Genomic DNA, 23,719 nt, shown 5'->3' on the forward strand with positions numbered 1-23,719 from the left:
GCAAACGGTCTGCCCACGCTTATGCTCTGCATGACATCGGGCGCGCTCCTGCTCCGGTGCCGAACGAAGCGGAGCCCGGACTCCTAGGCACTCCGGGCACCGCTTCGCAAGACGGGCACCGACCGACCGCGACCAGGGAGCCGGCTCCGGACGAGCGGCTTCGATGGAACCAGAGCAAGAACCGCGGGTTGAGATGGCGCAGCCCTGAACAGAACACGCAATCGGCCTCGGCGCTTCAAGGAAGCCGACGCTGATTGACGTCGTCCTTGTCGCCTGACCCGACCAACACGGCCGTACGGTACGACCTCCGCCGGACACGGGCCTCCATCGGGACCGCCACGATCAGGAGAGCAGCCATGATATCCGCCAACATCGACGATCTGACCGCAGTGGTACGCTACGCGCTCGAAACCACCCGTGCGACCACGATCTGCCCTTTCCACGATGAGGTGATCGTCCGCGTCGGCGACGACGCCGCCGAGAGCCATGCCTACGAACGCGCCAAGCGAATCCTCAGGAGCGACGGCACGGCCTTCGAGGCGGACGCTCTCAGGGAAGAGATCGGCCACCAACTCGCCGCCGCCGCGGACGGGCGATGCCCGAGATGCGACCGGACCGATCCGAACGGATAGGCCGCAATCCCCTCAATCCTCCACCCGAAACAGCCGCCACCGCTCCGGCACGCCCTTGAGCTGATGCACGCCGTGATCGCGGAACCGGATCTCCGACTGCGCCATCAGGTCCTTGACTGCGCTCGAGACCAGGACTTCGCCGGCGCGCGCTTTGGCGGCGACGCGCGTGCCGATGTGAAACGCGAGACCGACCATCTCGCCTCCGCTCACACTGTACTCGCCCGCATGCAGCCCGACCCTGATGTCGAGCCCCAGCGTGCGCACGGCCTTTTGGATCGCAGTCGCGCAACGGACGCCGGAAGCCGGCGCCTTGAATGTCGCCAGCACGCCGTCGCCGGTCGTCACCACTTCCTTGCCACGCGTACTCTTCAGCTCCTTGCGCACGGCCGCGTAATAGTGGCCCATGACCTTGGTCCACCGGGCATCGCCGAGCTTTGCCGCCTTTTCGGTGGAGCGGACGATATCGACGATCAGGATGGTGGCGAGTGCCTGCTTGAGCTCCGCGCTCCGCTCGCCGGATCGGGGCCGGAGCGCGATCGGCCCGGCCAGCGGTTCGTAGCGGTGGCTGCGGCGCCGGGCGATAGCCGCTTTGGCGTAGTCCTGGGCGCGCTGCGTCGTGCCGCAGCGAACTGTCTTCTCCTGCGGCAGTCGCGTCCAGTAGACCCTTCGCCCATCGCCGGCGCCCTGCACCTCCACGGCACCCCACTTCAGGAACACCGCCGAGCCGACGCGCCGAACGCACCACGCCTTCGACGTGTAGCCGGATACGTTGGACTGCAGGACTCCGATGCGAAGGAATTTGGGCATGAACGTGCGGCCGATTTGAAAGACCCTTTGGGCGTCTTCGGGGCGGAAGCCTATTCGTACAATCCTGCATCGGCAATAGGGGCTTGCCAGGGCTGCCGGCGGCGCCTGACATCGGGATCATGCTGACAACGCCCAAACGCGAGCCGCCCGTCCATTCGTCGGTCGGAAGATTCTCTTGTCCAAGCAACGATCAGCCTCCAGACGTGTTCTTCCGACATGAGATGCAGTGAGGCGCGCCATGGGCAAGGATGATGGACTGAAGCCTGACGATTTCCCGATCGAGGCCGACAAGGACAAGCTCAGGACACGCAAGGGCGAGCCCGTCGCCTCGGCGGAGTCGGACAAGATTGCGGACCAGATCGCCGAACGTCTGAACGAGCACGCGCACCAGGAAGAGCAGGATCGTTGGTCCGCGTAGGCGTGACGGGCGTGCCGTCCCAGATTGGAACGACCGCGCGGTCCTGAGCATTGGCCTGCACCGGGGTCCGACAATTCCGGCGAATGGCGGCCTCGGCTCGACCTCCGCCCCCTGGACCGAGAGCCGGGGCTGCTTGACCGAAGCAAGAGGAGCGGACATGAAAGTGCTTGTTCTCGCAGGGCTCGTTGCGGCTCTCGCATCGCCTCCCTCCGCGTTCGCGCAAGGCGGCGCGGGTACCTCCAGGACCGGGTCGAGCATCAATTCGACCGGGACGGGCGGCACGACCGGAGCAGGAGCTTCGGGCCTCAATACCTCATCGGACAACAATAGCGGCGGCGCCAGCGCCCCGGCCAAATCGACAACGACGCGGCCGGGGGACAACGACCCAAGGCAAACCCAGGGCGGCCAGCAGGCGATGCCGAACTCGGGCTCCACCGGAGCGAACCGCAAATAGATGCGCCGCTGGCAATTCGTCCTGGGTGAGGCAGTCGCCCTACCCGTGATACGCGAACAGCTCGATCGGATCGCTGAAGCCGCGGACCTCGTGCTTGCCGACGTGCTCCAGCTCGAACTTCTCCTCCACCAGCTCCGCAAAGTCGCGTGACAGCAGCACCGTTCGACCGAGCTGCTTGGTGAGGGCTTCGAGGCGGGAGGCCATGTTGACGGCGGGGCCGATCACGGTGAAGTCGAGCCGGCTGGTTGAGCCGATATTGCCGTACATGACGTCGCCGACATGGACGCCGATGCCGTAGTTCAGCGGCGCGCGGCTGGTCGCATTATTCCGCTCGTTCAGCGCGGTCATGGCTTGACGGGCTTCGGTCACGGCGTGGAGCAGGTTCGCGCAGGCATCGGGCTCATGAAGCGGGAAGATGGCGAGCAGGCCGTCGCCGATGAATTTCAGGATCTCGCCGCCGTGCCGCGCGATCGGCTCGGACATCGCGTCGAAATAATCGTTGAGCAGATCGATGACGTCGTCGCGCGGCCAATTGTCGGAGATCTTGGTGAAATCCCTGAGGTCGCAGATCATGATCGCGGCGCGCACGGTCGTGCCGCTGCCGCGCCTGGTGGCGCCGGCGAGGATCAACTGGCCGGCATGGGAGCCGACATAGGTCTCCAGCAGCGTGCGCGCCAACCGGTTCTTGATGCGGATCTCGCTGACCAGCGCCAGCACCGGCAGCAGCTTCTTGAGCGCGGCAATATGCGAATCCTCGAAGCCGCCGGGACGGTCGGTCGCGAAGGTGATGAGATGCCGCTTGCCGAGCGTGTGGTAGAGCGGCCAGGCCACATAGTCGGTCAGGCCCTTTTCGCGCATCTCGTCGTAGAGGGCGTGCTTGCGGCCGAGCGAGGGATCGCGCTCGAGATTCTCGCGCACCTCGCTGGCGCCGTCCTGCATTTCGTTGGCGGGACTGCCAATGAATTCGGACCGCTCGCGGACGTCATAATCCACCCGCGCGATCTCCGCCTCGCGCATGCCGTCGGACCACATGAACCGGGCGCCAAGCCATTGCGGATGGTGGATCAGGACATGCAGCGTCGACCGCTTCAGCGGAATGCCCGCCTGCTGCAGACGGATGCACATGTCGGCGAAGATATTGTCGATGAAGCGTTCGTCGCGCGTGCCGTTGGTCAGCCAGTCGACGACACCGTCGGCCTGCGTGGCGTGGTTGTCTTGCGCGGTCATGTCCTGCCCTTCACGGCGGTCTGCATCAGGGCAGATATCGTGCCCCGGCTCCGCCGCGTCAACCTAGCCAGTTGCATGGATTGTACGCATCGGCCGGTCGGGGCTATCGCCCCTTAGCCGACGATCCGGATCGACCCCAGCACCACCAGACCCGAAACGAGCGCGAGCCTCGATGTCTCGGTCATTTCGATCCTGAGCGTGCCGTTGCCGGGGATGGCAAAATCCTCACCATCGAGGCGGATGCGGCAATCGCCGTGCGCTGCGTAAACCAGATGCGTGCCGGCATGCAACGGTCGATCGCCGGCTTCCCTGAGCGCTTCAAGCTCGATCTCCACGACGCCGCGCCGCGCCATCAGGTTGACGACCTCGACCGGCCCGGCGTGAAGCTCCGTCACGATCTCGAGCTCGCCGGTGAAGCGCACGGTCGTAAAAGGTTCACGCTCGTCGAATTCCTGGCCCGGAGCCTTGAGCACCAGCCCGCGCCCACCGACCACCATCTGCAAGCGGTCGATGCCCGGCATATGGGAGAAGGGACCGGGCGCCACGATCGGCGTGCTCGCAAAACGCCAGAGCATGCTGCTCCAATCCTTCACCGCTGCGTCAGCGCGATGTTCATCCGCGATATCGGTGAAGATGCCGCCGCCGTTCTTCCAGGGCGAGCGGGTGTAGTCTTCAGATCTGAGCAGTGTTGCCTTCATGGCGGTCCTCGATGCGATGGCGATGCAGGGAAGCGCGTTCGCCCGGCGGCCGGCAATGCGTCCGAAATTGCGGTCATGTTGCGGCTTCCGCTCGCCCGGGTGCGCTGGCCTTGAGATGACGCAAAAGCGCTGCCGCCTCCGTCGGCGGCCGACGCTCGATCCGGCGATACGCGCGCCCGTCGGCCGTTCGTGAGACCATGCCGTGATCGCACAGCGCGCGGCGAAGCAAGGCATCATCGGCGAAAGCGTGCTGACGGTTCAGCAGCGTCTTCACTTCCGCCTCGGCCAGACTGCTCCGCGGCGGAAAGCCGGCCCACAGCACCCAGAGACTCAGCTGCTGCAGGCTGTGGCGGGCCGGCCAGCGCAACAGCCTGCCGTGGTCGTCGAAATGGCGCGCCGCGCGTTGCACGCGCTTCAGATCGACCGCATCGACTTGTGGTGCGGGCGTGCCGCGGTCATCCACGGCAGTGCCGACCGCACGCGCGCGGAAATGCTGATAGTTCCTGTGTCCCGTCGCACGCGCAAGAATGTTGAGCAGCTCGACGTGACCGGGCGGCGACGTCCGTTGCAGCAGCTGGGCACGTACGGATTTCGCGAGCGCGGAGATGTCGCCCGCGACAAAGGCAATGGGAGTTCTGGTCATGACCAATCCTCGATGCGCCGATCCGGGTAGGATTGTCGGAGGTCACCGGCTTACGACGCGGCACGAGGTTGGTGTCGGTGCGATTGAGCCTTGCAGGTTTAGCTTCCCTCGCGGGACGGTGACGCCTGGGTGAACTGCAGACCCGCGCAGTTCCTACTATAGACGCCCGGCGGGCTCAAGAGCCTGATGCGAGATGCGCGGACAAACGCGATTAGAACGCCAGATGTCCCGGACTCGGACGCCGCTATTTCGACGCCAGTGTCGCCACGGCCCGCCAGGCGGGGTCGGGCGCGGCCGATGCGAGCTGCTTGCAGCGGTCGCGCATCAGCTCGGCGGGACGATCATGGCCGCGCCGTTTCAGCACGGCCTCGAAATCGGCGAGCGCATCGGCAAACCGCCGCGCGCGATAGCAGGCAAGGCCGCGCTCGTAATCCCCGATCCAGCCGATCGCCTCTCCGTCGATGGCGTCTTCGTCCGCGATCCCGACCAGTTCGTGGACGGAAAGTCCCTCCTCCCGTCCGTAGACCGCGATGCTGTCGACCTCGCGCGTGATGACGGCGCCGCGCGCCAGGCGTTCGGTCGCCTCGCCGATCAGGATCTGCGTGCCATAGGATTTGTTGGCGCCTTCGAGCCGGCTGGCGACATTCACGGCATCGCCGATCACGGTGTAGTTCAGCCGCAACTCCGAGCCGATATTGCCGACCAGCATGCGGCCCGAATTGATGCCGATCCGGATCTGGAGCGGCTGACCGAGATCGTCGGCGAGGCCCGATGCTTCGATCGCCCTGCGACAAGCGAGCGCCGCGCGGCAGCATCGCGCGGCGTGGTCGCGTTGCGGCTGCGGCGCACCCCAGAACGCCATCACGGCATCGCCGATGAACTTGTCGATGGTGCCGCCATTGGCGACGATGATCTCCGAGGTGACGTCGAGATAGCGCGACAGCAGCGGCACCACGCGATCGCCCAACCGCTCGGACAGCCCGGTGAAGCCGGCAATGTCGATGAACATCACGCTGAGCTCCTGGACGCTGCCGCCGGGCCGCGCTTCGACGCCCTGGCGCAGCAGGCCGCGGACCAGATCGGCCGGGATGAATTTGCGGAACGCGGAGAGGCCGGACGCCATCTCGGCGATCGCACCGGACAGGCTCGCGATCTCCTTGAGTCGTGACGGGTGGCGGCGGACCTGCTCCAGCGCGAAAGCCTCGACGTGGCGAAGCTCGCCGACGACACGCGATAGCGGCGCGGCGATGACGGACCGCGCCAGCATCGCCGAGGCCAGCGCCGCGAGCACGGCGCCGATTGCGAGGCCGAGGATCAGGCGGTGCAACGTCGTCTCGACCGGCCCGAGAAATTCGGCCTCCGGAATCACGGTGGCGAGCGACCAGCCGGGAAACGGCAGCGGCGTCAGCGCAACCTCGTAGGCCGCGCCGCCGGAGGTGAGCTGGCTTCGCCAGGCCTCCTTGCGGCCGTCCTCGCCCGCCTTGTCGAGCGCAGCGCGCGCCAGCGGCAACAGCGTCGTGTCGCCGCGCGCCGGATGGAGCTCGTCGGCCTCCTTGTCCGGCGCCGCGACGAGCTCGCCGCTTCCATCGACGATGAAGGCAGTTCCCGTGCGCCCGACCTCGAGCTGCGACAGGAAACGCGCAAGCCTGGTATATTCGATGATGACGGCCAGAACGCCCTGCCGCTCCTGATAGACGTCGATCGGCCCCGCGAACGCGATCGACGGCCGCTCGCCGGTCGGGTGGTCCATCACCCTGAACCATTGCGGCTCGTCCGCGGTCAGCCCCGCCTTGAACCAGGCCTGATCGGCGACGTGGAATCCGCTGGGCTCGAACCGGCGATTGGCGAATTCGATATCGCCGGGCACCACGTCATATTCGTCGACGCGGCGCTGGCCCGGATGATCGGTCAGCGAGATCTCCATCATCTCCAGGCGGCGATCGCCGAGCTTGTGCGCGGCGAAGAAGGAGCCGTCGGGCCAGCCGAAGGCGACCCAGGAAATCGTCGCCTGCGACTGCAATTGCGACAGGAACACGAATTCCCGCTTGTCGGCCTCGCGGGTGTCGAGCACGTTCTGCAGGAACAGCGTTCGGATCGCGGTGTGCGCGGCGCGGGCCTCGTCGACGATGGCCGAGACCTCCTTGCGCACCGCCGCAACGATCTGCTCGTTGATGGTCGCGGCGAGCTGCCGGCTGGTCGCCTCCGCCGTGCGCCACCAGAGCAGGCTGGAGAGCGCGGCCGTCAGCAGGATCGCCGCGAGGACCAGCGCGGACACCGCAAGACGGATGCTGACCGTCAGCCCAGCGATCGCATGAAGCCGTCGTTCGGGATCAACCTTCATCGCTGTCTTCGCCTGCCGGTCCATACGAGCCACTGACATTGCTCTACGCCGCCGGCGCTCGCCCCGTTACGTCTGGCAGGAAATGAACGCGCGCCGCCAATGCCCGGTGGCTACCGTCTCGATAGACCCTAGGCATTGGCCTTCAAGGGACGCTTGCCCGCTAATGCCGACCCAAGCGCACCGGCGGTGCGCCCGATCCCATCGGTCTCACGGGTTCGTGAGCAGTCTCGCCGTAACGCGGGCTGCGCGCGCAACGAAGGAGACCATGCGCGCGTCGCCTGCCAGGCGATGCCATCTCGAACAGGAGAATCTCGATGTCTGCCAAACATGCCGTCACCTCGCTCGTCCTTGCCGGCGCCGTCTCGACCGCGCTCGCGACCCTCGCCGCCGCCGGCCCGCTGACCAAGGCCGAGGGCGAAGCTGCCGTCGCCGCCAAGAAGGAAAAGTGCTTCGGCGTTGCGCTGAAGGGCCAGAACGACTGTGCGGCAGGACCGGGCACGACCTGCCAGGGCACCTCGACCATCGATTTCCAGGGCAACGCCTGGAAGTTCGTGCAGGGCGGCACCTGCACCAGCATCGAGTTGCCGGGCGGCAAGAAGGGCTCGCTCAAGCCGGTCTGACCGCCGCCGCGACGTCGCCAACAAGCACGAACGGAGCAGCACGATGAGCACGGTGATCCAGCCGACCCGACCAGCAGCCATGCCGCTCCGCTTCGCAACCCCAATCGGCGGCGTTGCCGGGACGAGCTTCAAGCCCGAGCATCTGCCTGATATCCTCGAGGCGGGACCTCGGCGTGGCTTCTTCGAAGTTCACGCCGAGAACTACATGGGCGATGGCGGTCCGCCGCATCGCGCCCTGGAAGCGATCCGCCGCGACCATCCTCTGTCGCTGCATGGCGTCTGCATGTCGATCGGCGGCCCTCGGCCGCTCGACAAGGCGCATCTGGCGCGCTTCCGTAGCCTCGTCGCGCGCTATCAGCCGGCGCTGGTCTCCGAGCACCTCGCCTGGTCGACCCATGAGACCAGCTTCTTCAACGATCTGTTGCCGCTGCCCTATACCGAAGCGACGCTGGCTTGCGTCTGCGACCATATCGACCAGGTGCAGGAGGCGATCCGGCGACCGCTGCTGCTGGAAAATCCGTCGACCTATGTCGCCTTCCGCGAATCCACGATGCGCGAGACTGACTTCATCCGCGCCATTGCCGAGCGAACCGGCTGCGCCCTGCTGCTCGACGTCAACAACGTGTTCGTCTCCGCCACCAATCAGGGCTATTCGGCGCTCGACTACCTCGCAAATTTTCCGCTGTCGCACGTCCAGGAAATTCATCTTGCGGGCCATGCCGAGCAGGCCGACGACGAAGGCGAGCTGCTGTTGATCGACAGCCATGACGGCCCGGTCGCGGACGCCGTCTGGAAGCTCTATGAGATCGTTATCCAACGCCGCGGCGCGGTGCCGACGCTGGTCGAATGGGACAGCAAAATTCCGGACTGGCCGGTGCTGCAAGCGGAAGCCCTTGCCGCACAGGCGATCCTCGACCGTCATCAATCCACAGCAATGGCAGGAGAGCGTCATGCTGCCTGAATCCGGTCTGTCCTACGCCGCCGCGTTCGCACCGGCGCTGCTGGAGCCGGCACGCAGCACGCCTGCGATCGTGACCGGCCCGAACGGCAAGGCCGCCGGCCGGCGCTACGATGTCTACCGCAACAACGTCACCGTCAGCCTGATCGACGCGCTGGCTGCGATTTATCCGGCGGTGCAGCGCATCACCGGCGCCGAGTTCTTCCGCGCCATGGCACGCTTCCATGTTCGCAGCAATCCGCCGACCTCGCCGCTGCTGTTCGAGTATGGCCGCGACTTTCCGGAATTCATCGCAGCCTATGAGCATGCGCAAGATATGCCCTTTCTCGCCGACGTCGCGCGCATCGAGCGGGCCTGGCTCGACTGCTACCATGCGAGCGATGCCGCCCCGCTGCCGGCGGACCGGCTGTCGGCGGTGACGCCTGGCCGATTGGCAGAGCTGGTGTTCGTTGCTCACCCGGCTGCCCGATGCCTGCGCTCGCAATACGCAGCCGTCACGATCTTTGCTGCCAACCGCGACGGTGCACCGCTTCTGCGCATCGATGCCTCGACGTCGGAGGACGCCCTGATCACGCGACCGGCATTCGACGTCACGGTGCGCCGCCTTCCGCCCGGCGGCGCGGTCTTCGCGAGTAACCTGATCTCGGGGCTATCGCTCGGCGAGGCCGCGGCGGCGGCGCTGGAGGCTGCGCCCGAATTCGACATCGCCGCGAACATCGTCGGACTGATCGAAGCCGGCGCCTTCATCTCGCTCGCTTGCGGAGACCCATCATGATCACGGACCAGCACATGACCACCGAAAGCGGACTGCCCTCGCCCTGGCTGCTCGTCGACAGGGCCAATCGCCTGATCCAGACGCTTGCCACGCCTTCGCTCGTTCAGCTCGTGCTGCGCCTCGCGCTGGCGGTGCCGTTCTGGCGCTCGGGCATGCTCAAATGGGGCGGCTTCCTCAGGCTGAACGACACCGCCGTGACGCTGTTCAGCGACGAATTCATGCTGCATCTGCCGGGCGGGCCCTATCACTTCCCGGCACCGACCGTGATGGCATTCCTGTCGGGCTCCGGCGAGATCCTGCTTCCGATCCTGCTGGTGCTCGGGCTGGGCACCCGGCTGGCCGCGCTCGGGCTGTTGTTCATGACTGTCGTCGTCGAGCTCACGGTGCCCGATGGCTGGCCGATCCACCTCACCTGGGCAGCGATGGCGCTCGGCATCATGGCTCACGGGCCGGGGAACATTTCGCTCGATCATTTGCTTTGTCGCGCGCGATCGCAGCCGCAGTAGATACCCGATTTTGTGTCTCCACATGCATGTGTGGTCAGCAGTAGCCCGAATGGCAGGCCTCACATCCCACTGAGACCACTATCCACTGCGAGTGTCTGCGCGGTGACGTAGACACTCTCGTCCGACAGGAAGAACAGCACCGCATAAGCGATCTCCCAGGCCGTGGCCTGGCGGCCGAACGGGACGTGGCCCTTGCCGCGGTTGGGGCGGCCGGCGCCGGCTTCGCGACCGTTCGGGGTATCGACGAGACCGGGATAGACGAGGTTGGCGCGGATGCCGCGGCGCGATCCCAGATGGGCGATGTTGCGCATCAGGCCGCCGAGTGCGGCCTTGGAGGAATCGTACACCGCCATCTGCGATCCAGCCTTCAAGGCGGCGATCGAGGAGATGAAGACGACCGAGCCGCCATTGTCGAATCGCGGCAGCGCGGCGCGGCAGCACAGCATGGGACCGCGGACATTGACGTCGTAGATCCTGTTCCACTCCTCGGGGCTGACGTTATCGAGGCCGGTCTTGCCGAAGGTGCCGATGTTCAGAACCATGCCATCAAGGCCGCCCATGGCCCGATGGGCTTCCTCGATCATGCGCTGGACGTCAGCCTCGGACGTCACGTCGGCCACGATGGCAAAGCCCTCGCCGCCTTCATCGGTGATGTGCTTGACGGTCTGCTGCGCGGAGGCATGGTTGAGGTCGGCCACCGCGACCCTCGCGCCCTCGCGTGCGCACAAAATGCTCATGGCACGGCCATTGCCGATCGGATCGCTGGCGGCGTCGAACACGCGCTGGCCGCCGCCGACGATCAGGATGCGGCGGCCTTTCAGCCGCCCCCTGCCCGGCGCTTCGCCTAGCGATTCCGCGCTCGGCGGACGAACATAGCGCTCCGGCTTGTTGTCAGTTTCCGTCATCTCAACCACCCGGCCTCTTGCCGCCGTCATAGACCGTCATCCCGGCCGCGGGATCGAGATCGGTTTCGGTCGCCTCGGTGAGACGGGCCATCATCATGTAGAAGCCGAGCGCGACGATGGACTCCACGATCTCCTGGTCGCTGAAATGTTTGCGGGCAGCCGCGAAGGTTGCCTCGGGCACGCGGACGTTCTCGACCACCTCGCGGCCAAACTTGAGCAGCGCACGCTCGGCCTCGCTCAGCGCGGCAGCATCGTAATCAGAACGCTCGACCGCATCGATCTGCGCCTGCGTGCAGCCGACGCCGAGCGCGATCGGCACGTGCTGGCGCCATTCATAGGCGCCGCCCTCGAGCTGAGCGGCCTGGAGGATCAGGAGCTCGCGGTTGACGGCCGAGAGCTTCTGCTTGTGCAGGATCGAATTGCCGAGCCGCATCGCCGGGATCATGTTGGCCTCGGCATGGGCCATCATGCGGAAGATGTTGAGCTTGACCGGCATGCGGTCGAACGAGGCGCGGATATCGCCGCTCGTCGTCTCCGGATCAATCAGGGGCAGCCTTGCCACGGTTCTCTCCCTTGGTTTTTCGTTTCTTGTTGTCGGTGTCCTCGCCTGCCGCGATCAGCGACAGGAAGAAGGCGAGATAGCGCTCGATCGCTTCGATCACCTTGGGCCGCGGCGAAGGTGATGCGCCCATCACGTAATGCTCGAGGCGGATGTAGATCAGGCCGGCCGCGAACAGCCGCGCGGTCTCGCGCGGGTCCGACGTCTTGACCAGGCCGGCGAGCGCGAAGCCGCGAAAATAGTCCGTCATCATGCTCTGCTCGCGCGCGTAGAAATGATCGGCGAATTTGGCGCGGATACCCGGCACGCGGTTACGCTCAGCCGTGATCACCTTCTGGAACTGGTGCTCGCGCGGATCGGACCATTGCTCGACGAGGTCGAGCGCGAACTGCCGGCAGAACGCGGCGGGCTGGCGCGCGAGCTGCTTGTAGCGCGGCTCCTCCAGCCGGCTCGCCGAGCTTGCCGGACCATGCTCGCTGACGATCGCCTCCAGGATCGCGGCCTTGCCGGGGAAATGATTGTAGAGGCTGCTCTCGCGGATGCCGACGCGGCGCGCGAGCTCCCGCATGGAGGCGCCGCCATAGCCGCTCTGGGCGAACAGGTCGAGCGCTTCGGTGAGGATGCGCTCACGGGTCGTGGGCGCAGCCGCTTCCGCCGCGCTGGAGGTGTGGACAGCCATGTCGGCTTGACTAACGAACGATCGTTCGTTAGTCAACCGTACGAACGATCGTTCGTTTGCCAGTCTGGCGACAACGGTCGCGGCCCGCAAGCCCGCTTGCGGGCGCTGTTCTCGCGTTTCAACTCCGCTCCTCGAGAGGCGGAGAGCAATTTTGGGGAGACGATTTCATGGCGCGCTTTGCCCGCCTTCGTGCGGCCTGCATCCTGTTGCCGCTGCTCGCAAGCAGCGCCGCCTCTGCCCAAAGCAAATACGATCCCGGCGCCGACGACAAGACGATCAAGATCGGCACCACCGCGCCGCTGAGCGGCCCGGTGTCGGCGTTTGCGCAGATCGCGAAATCGGCTGAGGCCTATTTCCGCAAGGTGAACGACGACGGCGGCGTCAACGGGCGGCGCATCCAGATGATCATCGCCGACGATGCTTATAGCCCGCCGAAGACGGTGGAGCAGACCCGGCGCTTGGTCGAGAGCGAAGAGGTGCTGCTGATCTTCGGCGGCGTCGGCACGCCGACCAACGGCGCCGTGCACAAATATCTCAACGACCGCAAGGTGCCGCAGCTCTTTCTGGGCTCGGGCGCCGCGAAGTGGGACGATCCCAAGAACTTTCCATGGACGGTCGGCTGGCAGCCGACCTATCGCGATGAGGCAATCGCCTACGCCCGGTACATCAAGGCAAGCCACGCCAATGCGAAGATCGGCGTGCTCTACCAGAACGACGACCTCGGCAAGGATTACCTGAAGGCGCTGGAGGAAGGCCTTGGCAGCGGCGAGGCCATTGTAGCGCGCGCCGCTTACGAGACCTCGGCGCCGACCGTGGACACACAGATTCTGCAGTTGAAAACCGCCGGCGCCGACGTGGTGTTGGTCGCGGCGACGCCGAAATTCGCGGCGCAGGCGATCCGCAAGATCGGCGAGATCGGCTGGAAGCCGGTCACCATCATCTCCAACGTCTCGGCCTCGATCAGCGGCGTGCTGGAGCCGGCCGGCAAGGACAATTCCACCGGCGTCATCTCCAGCCAATATCTGAAGGACGCAACCGATCCCGCCAACAAGGATGACGCCGGCTACCGGGAGTGGCTCGCCTTCATGGACAAGTACATGCCGGACGCCAACAAGAGCGACTGGCTCAACGTCTACGGCTACACCATCGCTCAGACGCTGGTGACGGTGCTGAAGGCCTCCGGCAACGATCTCACCCGAATCAACGTGATGAAGCAGGCGACCACCATGAAGGACGTGAAGCTGCCGATGCTGATCAACGGCACCGCGGTGAACAACTCGCCCGAGCGCTTTACGCCGATGACGAGCCTCCAGCTGATCCGTTTCGACGGCAAGCGCTGGGTGCCGTTCGGCGATCTCCTGAAGAACTGACGCATGCGGCAGGTCAAGATCGGCGGCATGCGGGTCGATCTCGTCAGCGAGATCCCTTCGCTTGCCTTCGACAAGAGCTGGCTGTTCGCCAACGTCACCGACGCGGTGATCGCGGAGAACCGGAGCTGGCTCGATCATCGCTACATCGAGCCAGAGACAGGACGGTTCATCCTCAGCCATCACTCTTATCTCATCCGCACGCCGCGCTGGACCGCGATCGTCGACACCTGCTGCGGCAATCACAAGAAGCGGCCACGCGTGCCGGCGTGGAACAACCTCGACCAGCCTTATCTCGAGAATATGCAGGCGCTGGGCGTTGCGCCCGAACAGGTCGACTTCGTGATGTGCACGCACCTGCATGTCGATCACGTCGGCTGGAACACGCGCCTGGTCGACGGCCGCTGGGTGCCGACCTTCCCCAATGCGCGCTATCTGATGGGCCGCGCCGAATATCGCCACTTCGAAGCCGCGCACAATGCGGCGCCGCGGAGCCCAGTGAACCACGGCTCGTTTGAGGATTCCGTGCTGCCGGTCGTGGCGGCCGGCCTTGCCGAATTCGTCGAGACCGATCATCGCCTGTTTAGCGATCGCGACGCTGCCTTGCGCTTTGCGCCGGCACCTGGGCACACCGCCGGCAACATGCAGATCCACCTCAACGGCGGCCACGATCACGCGGTGATGTCGGGCGACGTCATCCATCATCCGATCCAGTGCGCGGCGCCGTGGTTATCGAATGCCGCCGACGTCGATCCGGCTGCGGCGGTCGCAACGCGCATGGCGCTGCTGGAAGAGCTTGCGGATACGCCGAGCTATCTGCTCACCGGCCATTTTCCGGCACCGACCGCGGGACGCGTGGTCAGGCACGGCGATGCCTACAGATTTCGTTTCGAAGATTAGGGGGAAACATCATGAAGCTGCGCACGGTCACGCTTTCGTTTCTAGCATTGCTGTCGGCGGCCCTGCCGGCACGAGCCGAAGATCCCGCCGCCTACCCGACCCGCAAGATCCGGATGTTGCTGCCCTACGCGGCCGGCGGCGGCGGTGACGTGGTCGGCCGGCTACTTGCGGACAGGATGGGCAAGACGCTCGGACAGAGCATCTACATCGAGAACCACACCGGTGCGGCCGGCACGCTCGGCACGCAGATGGTCGCGCCATCCGCGAATGACGGCTACACCATCACCGTCGGCGGCATGACCACGCATGTGCTGGCTCCCGCGATCTATCCAAAACTGCCCTACGATCCGATCAAGGATTTCACGACCATCGGCCGCGTCGGCACCTCCTCGATCATGCTGGTCGCCACCAGGAATTTTGCCGCCAACGACATCAAGGGCCTGGTCGCGCTGGCCAAGAAGGGCGAGCCGATCCAGTACGGCAGCTGGGGCGTCGGCTCGACCGGGCAATTCTGCGCGGAGATCCTGATGCAGCAGGCCGGCATCAAGATGGACCACGTGCCGTTCAACGGCATCGCAAAACTCGCCGGCGATTTGCTCGGCGGCCACATCTCCCTTGCAACGCTCGACGTGGCGACGGCAACGCCGCTGGTGAAGGACGGTTCGATCAAGGCGCTGGCCGCCTGCGGCGAGCGTTCGCCGAGCCTGCCGGATGTCGCCAGCTACGGGGAGCAGGGGGTGCCGTTCGATCGCAGTCTGTCCTGGGCGATGTATGCGCCGGCGGGCGTCGCTCCGCCGATCGCACAGAAGCTCTCGGCGGCCCTGAAGGACGCGCTCGGTGACGAGGTGGTGAAGCAGAAGCTGCTGGCACTCGGCATCACCCCGCATTTCGTCCCCGGCGACGAGCAGCGCGATCTCAACGCGCGCGACATCGCGGCCTGGAAGCAGGTTGCCAAGGACGCAGGCATTGAGGTCAAGTGAATAGGCAAAGGACAGGAGCGCGGGCATGAGCCGCATCTTCGGCGCGGTGCGCCAGAACGGATATGTGGTGCGGGACATCCACGCTGCGATGAAGCATTGGATCGAGGTGATGGGGGTCGGCCCCTGGTACTACATGGACCGCGTCACCACCGACTGGTTTCGCCATCGCGGCGAGGACTCCGCCGTGGAGATGAGCATCGCGCTGGCAAATTCCGGCGACCTCCAGATCGAGCTGATCCAGCAGCGCAACGACGCGCCCTCGCTGTACAAGGAATTCCTCGACGCCGGGCACGAAGGCCTCCAGCACATGTCGTACTGGAGCCACGACTATCAGGCGCTCTACGATAAGGCGATCGGGCTCGGCTACAGGATTGGCCATGAGGGCCAGATCGGCGGCGAGAAGGGGCGCTTTGCCTATTTCGACACGCAGGACCATCCGGGCACGGTGATCGAGATCTCGGACATCAGCGGCACCAAGGGACCGTTCTTCGAGCGTGTCCGACAGGCGGCGTTGAGCTGGGACGGCACCCGGCCGATCCGCGAGGTCGGTGGCGGGAAATCGTAGGAGCTTTCGCCGGCTGGGCAGGCGCGTTGGCGGACAAACCATGGTACATAAGCCAGGTGTCCGAACCTTCAGCGAGGCAAGCATGTCCGACACTGACAAGGTTTTCGCCGGCTCGATTCCGAAAATCTACGACGAGTATCTCGTCCCGATGATCTTCTCCGTCTATGCGGAGGACATCGCAAGACGGATCGCCGCCCGCTCTCCTTCCGTGCTGCTCGAGATCGCCGCGGGCACCGGCGCAGTGACGCGCGCCGTGGCGGCGGCGCTGCCGCGCGGCATCCGTTACGTAGCCACCGATCTCAACGAGCCCATGCTCGCAGTCGCCGCGCAGCGCCAGAAGGACGATGATCGCATCAGCTGGCGCCAGGCGGACGGCATGGCCCTGCCCTTCGGTGAAGCCGAGTTCGACGTGGTCTGCTGCCAGTTCGGCGCGATGTTCTTTCCGGACCGCACCAAAGCTTACGCGGAGGTGAAGCGCGTCCTGAAGCCGGACGGCACGTTCGTATTCAACGTCTGGGATCGGATCGAGGACAATGTGCTGACGCATGAAGCGACGGTCGCGCTCGGAAAGCTGTTTCCCGACGACCCGCCGCGCTTCATGGTCCGCACGCCCCACGGCTATTACGACAGAGACGTCATCAGAGCCGACCTCGAACGTGCCGGCTTCCGCGATATCTCGATCGAGACGCGATCTGAAACAAGCCGCGCGCCATCGCCCGAATATGTCGCGCTCGCCCTTTGCCAGGGCACGCCACTGCGCAGCGAGATCGAGGCAAGAGACGCCAGCAAGCTTCAGGCCGCGACCGACATCGTCGCCGAAGCGATCCGGACGCGTCATGGCGCCGGACCGGTAGATGGCAAGATTCAGGCTGTGGTGATCGAAGCGCGTCCGTAACTGCAGGCTACGGTTCGGGTTGCCGCCCCGCGTCCTACCACCAGCTCCGCTGCATCGGCTCCGTCGATTGATAGTATTGGTACTGGCCGCGCTGCCGGCGCGGATTGGCCGGCTGTACATAGGGGTCACGCTGGTAGAAGAAGCCGAAGCCGTTACCGCCATTGTCCCAGCCGTCATCGCTGGCGATCATGGCAGGAGCGGTCGGCTTGCGCGTGATGAAGCCGCCTTGCGGTTGGTCGCTCAGCACCGCGACGAATTCAGTCCGGTAATTGGTTTCGCTGCTCAGCGGCTCGTCCGAGATGATGATGGAAGAACGTGGCAATGCAGTCGGCCCGATGCGATCCCAGACGTCCTGCGGGATGGTGATGCGGTCGAGCGCATTCCTCGCCTCATCGCCGTTCTCGATCGTGACCACGCTCCAGCGCAAGCCCGTAGCGGACTTCGCCATCGCCGTGAAGATATGCGTGCCGATCGGCTGCTCGGGATTGCGGATCGTAACGGGGACTTCGATGCTGGTGTCGAACACCTCACCGCCGCCATCGGGTGCTGGCTTGTGCGTGTTTCGCCGCACGTAGAGCTTCTGCGTCGAGCGGCTGATGTAGACCGAGACCGGCTCACCCGCGAGCTTTGCGTCGGTCGCAGCCTTCACGGCGTCGGCCTTCCTGGCCGCGGTGGCCTTCGCGGCCTCCTTCGTCGCGGCCACGGCATCGCGCTTCGGCTGCGCGGCGGCCTTGGCGGCGTCGAGCTGCGTCGCCGCGTCGGCGGCCTTGGTCGCCGCCTTCTGCTTCAACTCCTCGGCCTTGGCGCGGGCCTGATCGTTCTTGGCATTCGCGAGCGTCTTGTCGGCGAAGGCGAGCTCGGCGTCAGCGCGGGCCTTCTGCTGTTCCAGCTTGCGCAGCGCGGCAGGAAGCGACGCAGCTTCCTTGGCGGCGGCGGACGCAGCCTTCTTGGCCTCGTCGGCAGCCCTTGTGGCCTCGTCGGCCTCGACGGAGAGCTTGTCGGCCAGCCTGGGCGCTGCCGCGATCGCTTCCGGCTTCGGTACGAACAGCGAGGGGTGAGCGATATCGGTCGGGACCGTGTCGTGTGGCGAGATGATCACGCGCATCCCGATATAGGTCTTGTCGAACAGGTTCTCGGCAAAGCCGAAGGGCATGCGCACGCAGCCGTGCGAGGCGGCATAGCCGGGCAGCGGTCCGCCATGCAGCGCGATGCCGTTCCAGGTGATGCGCTGCATGTTCGGCATCCAGGCGTCGTCATACATGGTCGAGCGGTGGTCCTTGTCCTTCTCGACGACGGCGAAGACGCCGGCCGGCGTCTCGCGTCCCGTGGTGCCGGTCGACACCGGCGCGCGCAAGATCCAGCCATCGGCATCGTAGAACGTGACCTGCTGGCTCTTGATCGACACGATCGCCATGATGGGATCGCCGGCCTGGCGCTGCGCCACCGCCTCGGCCGGCTGCCGCGCCTGCTTGGCCGCACCGGCCGGCGCGACCGCCGCCAGGGCCGCAATTGCCGCCAATGTCACGATTCCGGGAGGCAACCGACGCCGCATCGCCTTGTTGGGTTGCGCCGTCGTCAGTCGGTTTTTCATGCCATCCTCGGTCGAAATGCCGGCCCGCTCGTGCCGATCATGTATCAGATTGCGGTCATTCAATTAAGAAAGCGCAGCCGCCATACGTTCCGTCTGTGGCGATATTCGGCCCGCTCCGGCGACAAATCCCTCATATACGACGGCCCGAGCCGGCGGAAGGTCGGTTGCAGCCGGGGTTGGTCCGAACCTGGTGGCATTCACTGCGGCAGAATGTCCGCCTCTGCCGGCAAGGACACGCCCGTCAGGCGCCCAGAGCCTTACGGTTGAAGCCTCGCAGGAAGCGCAGCGACAACGTCCGGACATTGGCGACGTTGAGCAGCCAGGCCGCTCCGACATAGGCAAGGCCGCCGGCGAGGCTGACGATGAGGAGCGAGACGAAGCCGGTGCCGCCCGCTTGCGACCGCGCCGCCAGGATTGCAGCCGCCATCGCCGCTGCGGAGGCCGCAATACCGGCGAGGCGGCCGAGGTCGAACGGGACCGGGTGGGCGCGATGCATCAGGACGACGGCGACGACGAAACCGAGCGCCTCGGTCGCAAGCGTCGCAAGCGCGGCGCCGTAGATGCCGTAGCCGGCGACCAGCGCGAACATCAGGACCACGCTGACCACCAGCGTGAGAAAGGACTGCGCCGCCAGCATGAAGGGCCGCTCGGCAAGCTGGAAGCTGATCTGGACGTAGAACTGGTTGGCAATACCTAAGAAGCGGGCGAGCACCAAGGTCGGCAGCAGCGCCGACACGCCGGCGCGGAAGTCGATGCCGACGAGCGTGCCGGCAACCTGATCCGCTGCAAGCGCGAGCCAGATCGCAACGGGGGTGACGACGACGAGCAGAAGCTCGAGGCTCTCGGTCAGCCGCTCCCGCGTCGCCTCCTTGCTATTCTCCGACAACGACCGGAACACCAGCGGCACGGTGGCCGCGGCAACGCTGGATGCGATCATGACCATGAACTGGCGCGGCAGGTCGGCGGCAACGCCGAAGATGCCGGCGGCGTCCTTGCCGAGCAGATACGCGACAATCAGGCGGTCGCAGGCCGAATAGACTGCAACGGAGAGCCCGGCCAGCGTCAGCGGCAGACCGTAACGCGCGAGCTGCATGAACTGGCTGCGCTCAAAGCGGGCGATTTTGGTGCGGTCGCCGACGAGGTTCAGGATGATGCCGGTGAGCGACCCCAGACCAAACGCGGCAAGCAGCCCCAATCCACCCCAGCCGAGCCAGATGCCGAGGAGGCCGAAGCCGACGCTCGACACGCTGCGCACGATCGAGATCGCGGCAAACCGGTAGGGACGCAACTTGGCGCGCTCGAACTCCTGGCCGACATCGACGGCATTGGCCATGACCGCGACGAACATGCTGGCGAGCAGCAGCTCGACACTGAGGTCGCTGCGGAACACGAAGACCAGCGGCGTCGTGGCGCAGAGCACCGCGACGGTGAGCCCGAAAGCCACCATCGCCGTGCCGCGAAAATCCACCTCCGCCGACATCGCCTGATAACGGGACACCGACAGCTTGATCCAGGCGAAGAAGATCGCGCCCAGAATGCCGGCGAGGCTGATGCCGACGACATAGACGCCGTACTCTGCCGGCGTCAGCAGCCGCGTATAGGCCGTGACCGCGAAGAAGCCCACCGCCGCAGGCAGGATGTAGGCGACGAGATAAATCGAAAAATGTCGGTTCAGCATGCGAGCACGGGACCGGCAGCGGTCTTGCGAGTGTGGCGGCCGTTCATCAATGGGGCCTTGAATGGGGCCTTAAATGGGGCCTTTGGCGGGGCAAACGAATGCGCCGCAGCATCGCTCAAGAGTGTCACATAAGTCTGCAGATCGGGCGGCGAATGAAGCCTGGGAGCCGCTTTCGCGCGTTAGCGTTAAATTTGCCCTTCCCTGAACGGCAAGGCGCGATCACGAAAAGGAACCATGACTTCCAGGCGGCAGAGGTTAACCCAACAAGGCGAAACCCCGGCGTCGCCGGGCGCCGCTTGGTACGATGGTGCGTTGGTTCGAAAAGGACGGCCGTGACCAGGCTCGACAGACGCGAATTTCTCCTCGGCAGCGCCGCAGCCCTCGCGGCGGGCGCATCCGCGTCGGCGGCGCCGGCGTCGAAACTTGCGCAGCGCCATCCGGGGTTCGGCGCAGCGGCCACGCTCTGGGACCTGCAGGCCGATCCCAGGCTCGGCGAAGCCATCAGCACTTATTGCACGCAGGTCGTCCCGGTGCTCGAGCTGAAATGGCCGATGCTGCGGCCGAATGCGCACACGTTCAATTTCGAGCGCGCCGACGCGATTCTGGATTTTGCGCGGGACAACGATCTGACGATGCGCGGCCACGCGCTGGCCTGGTATCACGACATTCCGGACTGGGCCAAGCAGATCAAGGACACACGCGGCGTCGAGCGCGCCTATGTCGACCACATCGGCACCGTCGTCTCCTACTACAAGGACAAGCTGACGTCGTGGGACGTCGTCAACGAGCCGATCCCGGACAATCCCCGCAGCCTGAAGGACCGGCGCGACACGTTCTGGACGCAGCATCTTGGTCAGAGCTGGATTCCGCTGGCGTTCCGCACGGCCGCTGCGGCCGATCCGTTCGTCAAGCTCGCGATCAACGAATATGATATCGAGTCGGCCAAGGATTCCTTCATTGCCAAGCGCGCGGCTTATCGCAATCTGATCATGGACCTGCTCGACCAGGGTGTTCCGCTGCACGCCGTCGGACTGCAATCGCATCTGCACGCCGAGCTCGAGATCGACACCCATGGGCTCGCCGAGTTCGTCACCGAGCTGCGCTCGTGGGGACTCGAGGTGTATGTCACCGAGCTCGACGTCGACGACCAGAAGCTGACGGGCAATCCGGCCGAGCGCGACGCCATCGTCGCCAAACGCGTCGACGATCTGCTGACGGCCATTTCAACCAGCGGCCCGGTGCGGTCGATCCTGACCTGGGGCCTCTCGGATCGCTACAGCTGGATCAACGGCACCTTCGCCCGCGCGGACAAGCAGCCGAACCGGCCGCTGCCGCTCGACGGCGAGTTCAAGCCGAAGCCATTCATGGACGTGATCAGCAAGTTCACAAAGGACGTTTGAACGCGCGAGCTTAGCTGCGCGTCTTCACCTCGAACTCGGCCGCGTCACCCATATCTTCGGGAGACAGGCTCGGAGCCCGGCGATCGCGCGAGCTGAGGCGGAACACGTCGCGGATGTCCTCGACCGAGGTCGAGGAATAGGACTGGATGCAGAGCGCGACCTGCCCGGGCGAAGCGGCACGCATCAGCGCTTCGATCGCCGGGCGGTCGAGCGGCGTGTCATCCCAATGCGAGACCGCGATGCTGTCTTCGGTGACCCGGTGGGCGGCGAGATACGCGGGCGAGTTCGCGACGAAATGGCCGTACATCAGATATTCCGAGAACTTCTTCTTCCGGCACAGCGCCAGAACCCAGTTCAAGCCGGTCGCCGACTTGATGGCGGCGGTCATCGCGCGCGCGGTGTCCTTGTCCCAGACCAGCGCATTGCCGACATAATCGTCGGCGGGAAACGAGCGATCCTTGATACCGAGAAGCTGATCGACGGTGCGCAGCCACAACCCGTGCAGCGGGTGGTCAGCGCGGATGTCCTTCGGCGTGACGAACAGAGGCGTCTTCTCAGCCCCGGCATATTGGCCGACGTCGAATTCGCGGAAGAACAGATTGTCCGAATCCAGGATGCAGACGCGCTGCTCGGGCGCATTGAGGACGCCGGCGATCTTCAGGATCTGCTGGATGTGCCAGCCATGCACCGGCGAGGACAGCAGCGACAGCCAGACGCGGCGCTTGCTGATGAACTGGAGCGCCGGCGGCAGCGCAAACAGCCATTTCGGCAAATAGCGCGAGGCCGGAACGATGACCCGCTTGTCGGAGGCGAAGCGCTCGAACAGCGGCACGTCTTCATCGTTAACGAGAACATAATGCCGCGTGTATCCCGAGAGCCATGTGTCGATGCTCTCGCTGAGCAGCGAAAAGCGTTCGATATCCTTGGCATAGCTGGCGGTCAGCAGGGCAACGGAATGCATGGAGCGCGCTCAAATGGCCATCAGGCCGTACTCATAGCGGCGCGGATAGAGACTGGAAACTCTCAACCTGAATCAAGGTAAAGCGAAATGGAGCGCGACACGGGAAATCTAGCTTTTGGATTTCAGGCTTCTGATGTAGGCGACCGCTCGCTCCGCAATAACCGGATCAAGGTCGGTTTCTCGGATTCTCCGTTCGATCAACTCCAGGTCCAACGGATGCGTCTCATGGATCGCGCCAACGAACCGCTTGTCCGTCTCATCCAATCTGGCGATTTTGGACACGACGATGTCTTCCGGCGCAGGCGCCACGCCGATTACCGTCCGTCCTTCGACTTCGGTCTGCTGTAACGGCGCGGTGCCGCCAGCCTCTCGGAAGCTTGGCCGTCGTCTCATCCACGCCGTCGATGTAGAAACCATGTGTTCGGTGAAAGTGGCTTTCAGATCCGAAAAGACCATCGATGTGCTCAGACGCAATAGGCTGCACACCGTCACGCGTGCGCTTGGCCTCCGTCATTTCCCAGACTTTCGCGTTTGCTGGAAACGCATCGATTTCCGGCGATTCCGTCGCCGCCTCCGGCGCGTCCGACATGGAAGCCAGAATCGCCTGGCTACCAACGATGAACACGGTGTCCGTCTTGAACTCCAAGGCAAGTGCCCTCACCACTCTGAGCAAATCCTCGAAATCGCGGAAGGGGCCACCAGGCATCACAGGCCTCGAGCAGAAGCGAGTTGAGTGCTCAAGCCGCGCTCGACGATTCTTCTCGCAGCCCTCCGTAGCCGGATCCTCGTGTCGTAATCGCCGAAATGAATGCCATCGGTGAGAAAGAACGGCGACGAATTGCGCAATCTGACCATCTCGCGATCGCGACTGATCAGTTTCACCGCCAACTCTCCGGTCGGAAGCGCCAGCAATTCCTGCCATTCCTGCACGAATGGCCAGTCGGTGAATTGGCCGGCCTGACGCGTGTGAGCTGCCTTGGCCTTGTCCACCAAAGTTGGGTCACGACGAAGTCTCCGCGCGATCAGCCGATGCATCATCAGCTTAGCGGTGTCGCCAACCACGCCTTCGTTCAATCCGTCACTCATCTGCTTGTCCGTGGACCGGACCAGAATATAGACAACCAACGCGAAACAAAAAAGAGCATGACTTCCAGATAGTT

The 23,719-nt window shown here is 65.0% G+C and carries 25 protein-coding genes; 12 read left to right on the plus strand and 13 right to left on the minus strand.

What is annotated here, in order from left to right:
* Window positions 1–356: 356 nt before the first annotated feature.
* Window positions 357–632, plus strand: coding sequence for a hypothetical protein (locus GGD67_RS17900; protein ID WP_018316989.1), 276 nt, complete (start codon window positions 357–359; stop codon window positions 630–632).
* Window positions 633–644: 12 nt separating this feature from the next.
* On the opposite strand, the gene GGD67_RS17905 is transcribed toward GGD67_RS17900, so the two are convergent.
* On the minus strand, window positions 645–1,439 hold the full coding sequence (locus tag GGD67_RS17905) for an adenylate/guanylate cyclase domain-containing protein (protein ID WP_018316988.1): 795 nt from the start codon (window positions 1,437–1,439) through the stop codon (window positions 645–647).
* Window positions 1,440–1,677: 238 nt separating this feature from the next.
* Here GGD67_RS17905 and GGD67_RS17910 point away from each other — a divergent pair, with 238 nt between their 5' ends.
* A complete protein-coding gene (locus tag GGD67_RS17910; RefSeq protein WP_018316987.1) occupies window positions 1,678–1,857 on the plus strand; it encodes a hypothetical protein in 180 nt (59 codons plus the stop codon).
* Between the two features lie 493 nt (window positions 1,858–2,350).
* Here GGD67_RS17910 and GGD67_RS17915 read toward each other — a convergent pair whose 3' ends face one another.
* The 4 genes from GGD67_RS17915 to GGD67_RS17930 form a co-directional block, all read right to left on the minus strand.
* Complete coding sequence (locus GGD67_RS17915) at window positions 2,351–3,538, minus strand: adenylate/guanylate cyclase domain-containing protein (RefSeq protein ID WP_092253835.1); 1,188 nt, start codon at window positions 3,536–3,538, stop codon at window positions 2,351–2,353.
* 113 nt (window positions 3,539–3,651) lie between these two features.
* Entirely contained in the window at window positions 3,652–4,236 is a 585-nt protein-coding gene (locus GGD67_RS17920; RefSeq protein WP_179734646.1) for a HutD family protein, read from the minus strand.
* Window positions 4,237–4,309: 73 nt separating this feature from the next.
* Window positions 4,310–4,879, minus strand: coding sequence for a DUF2087 domain-containing protein (locus tag GGD67_RS17925; protein WP_092253839.1), 570 nt, complete (start codon window positions 4,877–4,879; stop codon window positions 4,310–4,312).
* 244 nt (window positions 4,880–5,123) lie between these two features.
* Window positions 5,124–7,220 (minus strand): adenylate/guanylate cyclase domain-containing protein, encoded by a 2,097-nt coding sequence (locus GGD67_RS17930; RefSeq protein ID WP_179735087.1) that lies wholly within the window; start codon window positions 7,218–7,220, stop codon window positions 5,124–5,126.
* Window positions 7,221–7,534: 314 nt separating this feature from the next.
* Between GGD67_RS17930 and GGD67_RS17935 the strand changes: the two genes are divergently transcribed.
* The 4 genes from GGD67_RS17935 to GGD67_RS17950 are packed head-to-tail and all read left to right on the plus strand — an operon-like array spanning window position 7,535 to window position 10,079.
* Window positions 7,535–7,840 carry a DUF2282 domain-containing protein gene (locus tag GGD67_RS17935; RefSeq protein WP_092253843.1) on the plus strand — a complete coding sequence of 102 codons (306 nt, stop codon included), beginning with the start codon at window positions 7,535–7,537 and terminating at the stop codon, window positions 7,838–7,840.
* A gap of 43 nt (window positions 7,841–7,883) precedes the next feature.
* A complete protein-coding gene (locus GGD67_RS17940) occupies window positions 7,884–8,801 on the plus strand; it encodes a DUF692 domain-containing protein (protein ID WP_179734648.1) in 918 nt (305 codons plus the stop codon).
* On the plus strand, window positions 8,791–9,573 hold the full coding sequence (locus GGD67_RS17945) for a DNA-binding domain-containing protein (RefSeq protein WP_179734650.1): 783 nt from the start codon (window positions 8,791–8,793) through the stop codon (window positions 9,571–9,573). Before GGD67_RS17940 ends, GGD67_RS17945 begins: the two co-directional genes overlap by 11 nt.
* Entirely contained in the window at window positions 9,570–10,079 is a 510-nt protein-coding gene (locus GGD67_RS17950; protein ID WP_179734652.1) for a DoxX family protein, read from the plus strand. The genes GGD67_RS17945 and GGD67_RS17950 overlap by 4 nt, the downstream gene beginning before the upstream one ends.
* Before the next feature lie 59 nt (window positions 10,080–10,138).
* Here the strand turns inward: GGD67_RS17950 and GGD67_RS17955 are convergent, their stop codons facing one another.
* The 3 genes from GGD67_RS17955 to GGD67_RS17965 are packed head-to-tail and all read right to left on the minus strand — an operon-like array spanning window position 10,139 to window position 12,222.
* A complete protein-coding gene (locus GGD67_RS17955; RefSeq protein ID WP_179734654.1) occupies window positions 10,139–10,984 on the minus strand; it encodes an SDR family NAD(P)-dependent oxidoreductase in 846 nt (281 codons plus the stop codon).
* A 1-nt stretch (window position 10,985) separates the two neighbouring features.
* Window positions 10,986–11,546, minus strand: a complete 561-nt coding sequence (locus tag GGD67_RS17960) for a carboxymuconolactone decarboxylase family protein (RefSeq protein ID WP_179734656.1) — start codon at window positions 11,544–11,546, stop codon at window positions 10,986–10,988.
* Window positions 11,524–12,222 (minus strand): TetR/AcrR family transcriptional regulator, encoded by a 699-nt coding sequence (locus GGD67_RS17965; RefSeq protein ID WP_179734658.1) that lies wholly within the window; start codon window positions 12,220–12,222, stop codon window positions 11,524–11,526. The genes GGD67_RS17960 and GGD67_RS17965 overlap by 23 nt, the downstream gene beginning before the upstream one ends.
* Before the next feature lie 167 nt (window positions 12,223–12,389).
* Between GGD67_RS17965 and GGD67_RS17970 the strand changes: the two genes are divergently transcribed.
* The 5 genes from GGD67_RS17970 (at window position 12,390) to GGD67_RS17990 (ending at window position 16,929) form a co-directional block, all read left to right on the plus strand.
* Window positions 12,390–13,592 carry an ABC transporter substrate-binding protein gene (locus GGD67_RS17970; RefSeq protein WP_179734660.1) on the plus strand — a complete coding sequence of 401 codons (1,203 nt, stop codon included), beginning with the start codon at window positions 12,390–12,392 and terminating at the stop codon, window positions 13,590–13,592.
* Window positions 13,593–13,595: 3 nt separating this feature from the next.
* Window positions 13,596–14,489: an MBL fold metallo-hydrolase gene (locus GGD67_RS17975; RefSeq protein ID WP_179734662.1), complete on the plus strand. Its 894-nt coding sequence runs from the start codon at window positions 13,596–13,598 to the stop codon at window positions 14,487–14,489.
* A gap of 11 nt (window positions 14,490–14,500) precedes the next feature.
* Entirely contained in the window at window positions 14,501–15,469 is a 969-nt protein-coding gene (locus GGD67_RS17980) for a tripartite tricarboxylate transporter substrate binding protein (RefSeq protein ID WP_179734664.1), read from the plus strand.
* Between the two features lie 25 nt (window positions 15,470–15,494).
* Window positions 15,495–16,034: a VOC family protein gene (locus GGD67_RS17985; RefSeq protein ID WP_179734666.1), complete on the plus strand. Its 540-nt coding sequence runs from the start codon at window positions 15,495–15,497 to the stop codon at window positions 16,032–16,034.
* Window positions 16,035–16,116: 82 nt separating this feature from the next.
* On the plus strand, window positions 16,117–16,929 hold the full coding sequence (locus GGD67_RS17990; RefSeq protein WP_179734668.1) for a class I SAM-dependent methyltransferase: 813 nt from the start codon (window positions 16,117–16,119) through the stop codon (window positions 16,927–16,929).
* Window positions 16,930–16,963: 34 nt separating this feature from the next.
* Here GGD67_RS17990 and GGD67_RS17995 read toward each other — a convergent pair whose 3' ends face one another.
* Both GGD67_RS17995 and GGD67_RS18000 read right to left on the minus strand, forming a co-directional pair.
* Window positions 16,964–18,520 (minus strand): L,D-transpeptidase, encoded by a 1,557-nt coding sequence (locus tag GGD67_RS17995; RefSeq protein WP_179734671.1) that lies wholly within the window; start codon window positions 18,518–18,520, stop codon window positions 16,964–16,966.
* A gap of 241 nt (window positions 18,521–18,761) precedes the next feature.
* Complete coding sequence (locus GGD67_RS18000) at window positions 18,762–20,198, minus strand: lipopolysaccharide biosynthesis protein (RefSeq protein WP_179734672.1); 1,437 nt, start codon at window positions 20,196–20,198, stop codon at window positions 18,762–18,764.
* A 332-nt stretch (window positions 20,199–20,530) separates the two neighbouring features.
* Here GGD67_RS18000 and GGD67_RS18005 point away from each other — a divergent pair, with 332 nt between their 5' ends.
* On the plus strand, window positions 20,531–21,598 hold the full coding sequence (locus tag GGD67_RS18005) for an endo-1,4-beta-xylanase (protein WP_179734674.1): 1,068 nt from the start codon (window positions 20,531–20,533) through the stop codon (window positions 21,596–21,598).
* A gap of 10 nt (window positions 21,599–21,608) precedes the next feature.
* Here the strand turns inward: GGD67_RS18005 and GGD67_RS18010 are convergent, their stop codons facing one another.
* From GGD67_RS18010 to GGD67_RS18020, 3 genes are all read right to left on the minus strand, one after another.
* A complete protein-coding gene (locus tag GGD67_RS18010; RefSeq protein ID WP_018316967.1) occupies window positions 21,609–22,559 on the minus strand; it encodes a DUF6492 family protein in 951 nt (316 codons plus the stop codon).
* A gap of 108 nt (window positions 22,560–22,667) precedes the next feature.
* Complete coding sequence (locus GGD67_RS39405; RefSeq protein ID WP_246784374.1) at window positions 22,668–23,015, minus strand: DUF6036 family nucleotidyltransferase; 348 nt, start codon at window positions 23,013–23,015, stop codon at window positions 22,668–22,670.
* A 249-nt stretch (window positions 23,016–23,264) separates the two neighbouring features.
* The gene (locus GGD67_RS18020; RefSeq protein ID WP_179734676.1) at window positions 23,265–23,645 is read right to left on the minus strand and encodes a hypothetical protein; all 381 of its coding nucleotides are present in this window, start codon (window positions 23,643–23,645) and stop codon (window positions 23,265–23,267) included.
* Window positions 23,646–23,719 lie beyond the last annotated feature (74 nt).

The organism is Bradyrhizobium sp. IAR9 (genome assembly GCF_013408065.1).
Lineage (GTDB): Bacteria > Pseudomonadota > Alphaproteobacteria > Rhizobiales > Xanthobacteraceae > Bradyrhizobium.

Bases quoted from the DNA above. Each gene is read 5' to 3' on its own strand.
- GGD67_RS17900 (WP_018316989.1), top strand. From the start codon at position 357: ATGATATCCGCCAACATCGACGATCTGACCGCAGTGGTACGCTACGCG.
- GGD67_RS17905 (WP_018316988.1), bottom strand. From the start codon at position 1,439: ATGCCCAAATTCCTTCGCATCGGAGTCCTGCAGTCCAACGTATCCGGC.
- GGD67_RS17910 (WP_018316987.1), top strand. From the start codon at position 1,678: ATGGGCAAGGATGATGGACTGAAGCCTGACGATTTCCCGATCGAGGCC.
- GGD67_RS17915 (WP_092253835.1), bottom strand. From the start codon at position 3,538: ATGACCGCGCAAGACAACCACGCCACGCAGGCCGACGGTGTCGTCGAC.
- GGD67_RS17920 (WP_179734646.1), bottom strand. From the start codon at position 4,236: ATGAAGGCAACACTGCTCAGATCTGAAGACTACACCCGCTCGCCCTGG.
- GGD67_RS17925 (WP_092253839.1), bottom strand. From the start codon at position 4,879: ATGACCAGAACTCCCATTGCCTTTGTCGCGGGCGACATCTCCGCGCTC.
- GGD67_RS17930 (WP_179735087.1), bottom strand. From the start codon at position 7,220: ATGAAGGTTGATCCCGAACGACGGCTTCATGCGATCGCTGGGCTGACG.
- GGD67_RS17935 (WP_092253843.1), top strand. From the start codon at position 7,535: ATGTCTGCCAAACATGCCGTCACCTCGCTCGTCCTTGCCGGCGCCGTC.
- GGD67_RS17940 (WP_179734648.1), top strand. From the start codon at position 7,884: ATGAGCACGGTGATCCAGCCGACCCGACCAGCAGCCATGCCGCTCCGC.
- GGD67_RS17945 (WP_179734650.1), top strand. From the start codon at position 8,791: ATGCTGCCTGAATCCGGTCTGTCCTACGCCGCCGCGTTCGCACCGGCG.
- GGD67_RS17950 (WP_179734652.1), top strand. From the start codon at position 9,570: ATGATCACGGACCAGCACATGACCACCGAAAGCGGACTGCCCTCGCCC.
- GGD67_RS17955 (WP_179734654.1), bottom strand. From the start codon at position 10,984: ATGACGGAAACTGACAACAAGCCGGAGCGCTATGTTCGTCCGCCGAGC.
- GGD67_RS17965 (WP_179734658.1), bottom strand. From the start codon at position 12,222: ATGGCTGTCCACACCTCCAGCGCGGCGGAAGCGGCTGCGCCCACGACC.
- GGD67_RS17970 (WP_179734660.1), top strand. From the start codon at position 12,390: ATGGCGCGCTTTGCCCGCCTTCGTGCGGCCTGCATCCTGTTGCCGCTG.
- GGD67_RS17975 (WP_179734662.1), top strand. From the start codon at position 13,596: ATGCGGCAGGTCAAGATCGGCGGCATGCGGGTCGATCTCGTCAGCGAG.
- GGD67_RS17980 (WP_179734664.1), top strand. From the start codon at position 14,501: ATGAAGCTGCGCACGGTCACGCTTTCGTTTCTAGCATTGCTGTCGGCG.
- GGD67_RS17985 (WP_179734666.1), top strand. From the start codon at position 15,495: ATGAGCCGCATCTTCGGCGCGGTGCGCCAGAACGGATATGTGGTGCGG.
- GGD67_RS17990 (WP_179734668.1), top strand. From the start codon at position 16,117: ATGTCCGACACTGACAAGGTTTTCGCCGGCTCGATTCCGAAAATCTAC.
- GGD67_RS17995 (WP_179734671.1), bottom strand. From the start codon at position 18,520: ATGAAAAACCGACTGACGACGGCGCAACCCAACAAGGCGATGCGGCGT.
- GGD67_RS18000 (WP_179734672.1), bottom strand. From the start codon at position 20,198: ATGCTGAACCGACATTTTTCGATTTATCTCGTCGCCTACATCCTGCCT.
- GGD67_RS18010 (WP_018316967.1), bottom strand. From the start codon at position 22,559: ATGCATTCCGTTGCCCTGCTGACCGCCAGCTATGCCAAGGATATCGAA.
- GGD67_RS39405 (WP_246784374.1), bottom strand. From the start codon at position 23,015: ATGGTCTTTTCGGATCTGAAAGCCACTTTCACCGAACACATGGTTTCT.
- GGD67_RS18020 (WP_179734676.1), bottom strand. From the start codon at position 23,645: ATGAGTGACGGATTGAACGAAGGCGTGGTTGGCGACACCGCTAAGCTG.